This window comes from Syntrophales bacterium (assembly GCA_030655775.1).
In the GTDB taxonomy this organism is placed as follows: domain Bacteria; phylum Desulfobacterota; class Syntrophia; order Syntrophales; family JADFWA01; genus JAUSPI01.
Window position 1 is genome coordinate 1 of sequence record JAUSPI010000097.1, and the last position, 3,430, is coordinate 3,430.

A 3,430-nucleotide genomic window follows, 5' to 3' on the forward strand; every position below is an offset into this window, starting at 1 on the left:
CAGAAATACCGCCTTCTATCGGAAAATTCGTCAGATGTTATCTGGACAATGAACTTCGATGGAAAATTGACTTATGTGAGTCCATCCATAGAAAAACTTAGAGGTTTCACGCCGGAAGAATCAATAAAACAGTCACTGGACGAAATTCTTATGCCAGAAAGCAAGAAAATATTCGAGGCCGAAATAGCAAAAGTATTACAATCATTAAGTTCTGGAGATAAGGAAAGCATACACAGAATCTTGGAAATAAAACAGCCCTGCAAGGACGGTACAACCGTACTTACTGAAGTTTCAGCCAAAGTAATCTTTGACTCGAATGGTGAGCCAATCGGTATCCAGGGCGTAAGCAGGGACATCACCGAGCGCAAGAAGGCAGAATTGCGTCAGAATATTGCCTACAAAATCGCCGTGGCGACAAATAAAAGCACCAACCTTGGAGCACTTTTGAAGTACATTCGTCAGGAGATTGGCGAAATCATGGATACGAAGAATTTCTACATTGCGTTTTATGATGCACATAGTGATTTCCTTACATTCCCTTATTTTGTTGACGAAACCGAGTCTGAGGATTTCTCTGCCCCAGGACGAAAATTCGGCAATGGCCTTACTGAGTATGTGATCAAACGCGACAGCGGACTCCTCGTCCACGATGACGAAATCATGCAGCTGATTGAAAATGGTGAAATCGAGCTTATCGGGGAGCTTCCATTGATCTGGCTCGGGGTGCCGCTGAGAAGCAAGGATAGTATAATCGGTGTGGTGGCCGTTCAAAGCGACACGAGCCACACCGCTTACACTCATAATGACTTGAAGTTCCTAAACTTTATCTCGTCTCAAATCGCCAGTGCTATAGAGCGCAAGCAGGCAGAGGAGAGCCTCACAAAGAAAAATAAGGAATTGGAAAGATTTAACAAATTGGCTGTGGGAAGAGAGTTGAAGATGGTGGAGTTGAAGAAGGAGAAAAATGCCCTTCTCGAGAAATTGGGGGAGGAACCCCGCTATAAGATCGTAGATGAACCTTATGAGGGCGGGGGTATAAACAAATAAAGAGACGGACACATGTATTGGGTTACGGTTTGCAAGAAAATAATGGAATGCCGTGTAGGATGGGGGCTGGTGGATTTCTACGCTCTACCGCGTTTCTATACTCCAAATAGACGCCGTTATATGTTATCAATATCGATAATCAGGACAGAAAGACTATATTTTCGTTCAGCAAAGGGGGGTTGATATCTTAAATAAAAATATGAAAACTAGGAGGTAGCTAAAATGAAATTATCTTATATACGACAGAAATTGCAACTATCAAGTATCCAAAAAGTAGTGATAGGAATTATCGTGGTCGCCCTTATCGGAGCAGGAACCTGGGCTGTCTATACGACCACGGAAAAAGGGACCTTACCAATAATACCACAGATTGAGGGGTCCGATGAAGAGACAAAGAAAGTGCAAGTAGGCTATGGTTGGAGCGTTAAAAATGAAGAAAGTGAGGCCGTGGAGGAAGCCGTGTCCTCAGTGAAGGCGCAGTTGGGGGACAATACCCCTGAGTTTGCACTTCTCTTTTCCACTGTAGGCTATGATCCGGCCGAGATTCTTAACGAGGTGAGAAAATGCCTGCCAAATACCTCGATATACGGGGGCACCTCGTGCCTGAGTGTCCAGACCGCAGATGGTCTTCACGTTGGTGAAGTTGGCTCGTTGGCTTTGTTGGCTGTCTCTTCCCAAAACATTACATTTGGTGTTGGAGGTGCTGACATAGAAGATTTCACCTCTGCTAGAGAGGCAGGCAAAGCTGCCGTTCAAGCAGCTATTGAGGCAACAGGAAAAGACGGATTGCCCAAACTGGTTTTAATGACAGCGGCACCTGGGGAAGAGGAAGAATTACTCCTTGGTATCAACGATATCATAGGCAACGACATCCCAGTAATCGGAGGCAGTTCAGGGGATAACGACATAACAGGACAATGGAGGCAATTCGCCAATGATAATGTGTACAGTAATGGCATAAGTCTAACGGCGATTTACACCGATTTGAAGATCGGCTGGGCGTTTGAGGCGGGGTATCTGAGGACCGAAAATAGGGGCGAGGTCACAAGGGCTGAGGGAAGGGTCATCTATGAAATCGACGGCCGACCAGCCGCGGAGGTCTACAACGAATGGACAGGCGGGCTTGTGAGCGAAGAACTCGATAATGGGGGAAGCGTGCTCTCTAAAACGACCATCTATCCCCTGGCAAAGGTGATAAATGGAGAGGAGGAGGAATATTCCCTATCTATCCATCCGTTAAGCATCAATGCGACAGACCATTCCCTCTCAGTATTTGCCAATGTAGAGGATGGTGACGAGCTTATGCTCATGCATGGGGATTGGGAATTACTTCTGAACCGGGCTCTGACCACGCCTTCCAAAGCCTTGGAAAGCAATAATATTTCTGAGGATGATGTGGTTTTTGGAATCTATACTTTTTGTGCCGGGACCATGCTTTCTATTCCTGAGGACGAAATGCCTAAGATGCCCTCATTGGTCGGGAGCGTGATCGGGGATGCGCCTTTCATAGGCACCTTCACTTTTGGCGAGCAGGGCTACATCGTAGGAGTTGGCAATTGTCATGGGAACCTTGTGAACTCGATGATCGTCTTCACTGATAATCACGAAGGAGATTAATGCCACAAAGCGGGTGGATATCGTGCTCCGAGGAGAGATACGTCAAATAGGGTCATAGGACGGTAAAGATGTGAAGAGACAAACGAGAAAAATGCAGAGGAAAAGCATATTGGTTAGGCTTACCCTAATAATGGTGCTTTTATCCGTGTTTTCCGGAGCACTTGTTCTGGGTATGGCCATAAAAGAAGAGACTCAACATATAGAAATGCATCTTATCGACGAAAATAAAAGGCTTGCTCAGATAGCGGCCCAGAGCATCGAAGCAGGCTATATTACACAAACATGGCCCTTTAGGACACTTAAACAAGTCAACGAATCTGAGGATGTCCTTTTTTGGTGGATAGTCAACCCTGACGGAGAGATATATCTGGCTGATGATGCGGATATGTGGGGGATGATAATCAACGATGTCTCTCTCGATGTGAATGAGACCGTTGTTGAGGATTACATCTACTTTAGGACAGATGAAGGGATTAAGTTGATCATCCAACCACTTGACATTGGGGTTCCTGAGGAAACATGGGCGCTTTGTCTGGGCATCTCTTTAAAATCTGTCAACGAAGCGACAACGACTATTGTTTTGACGGGTCTCGGCTATTTCAGCGTGATAATTATCATTGCGATTATACTCTCATTTTATTTGGCTAGGGGATTCACCGGACCGATAAAACAACTGGTGGAAGCCACCGAAATCATATCAAAAGGAGGCCTTGATCACAGGGTTCAAATCAAAACGCAAGACGAATTAGGAACGTTGGCTCTCTCA

Annotated in this window: 3 protein-coding genes; all 3 read left to right on the plus strand. The window is 45.5% G+C overall.

What is annotated here, in order from left to right:
- A partial coding sequence (locus Q7J27_04995) for a PAS domain S-box protein (protein ID MDO9528502.1) occupies nt 1-1,047 on the plus strand: 1,047 nt, incomplete at its 5' end.
- Nucleotides 1,048-1,269: 222 nt separating this feature from the next.
- The gene (locus Q7J27_05000) at nt 1,270-2,664 is read left to right on the plus strand and encodes an FIST N-terminal domain-containing protein (GenBank protein MDO9528503.1); all 1,395 of its coding nucleotides are present in this window, start codon (nt 1,270-1,272) and stop codon (nt 2,662-2,664) included.
- A 130-nt stretch (nt 2,665-2,794) separates the two neighbouring features.
- Nucleotides 2,795-3,430, plus strand: a 636-nt coding sequence (locus Q7J27_05005; GenBank protein MDO9528504.1) for a HAMP domain-containing protein, incomplete at its 3' end; no start/stop codon positions are given.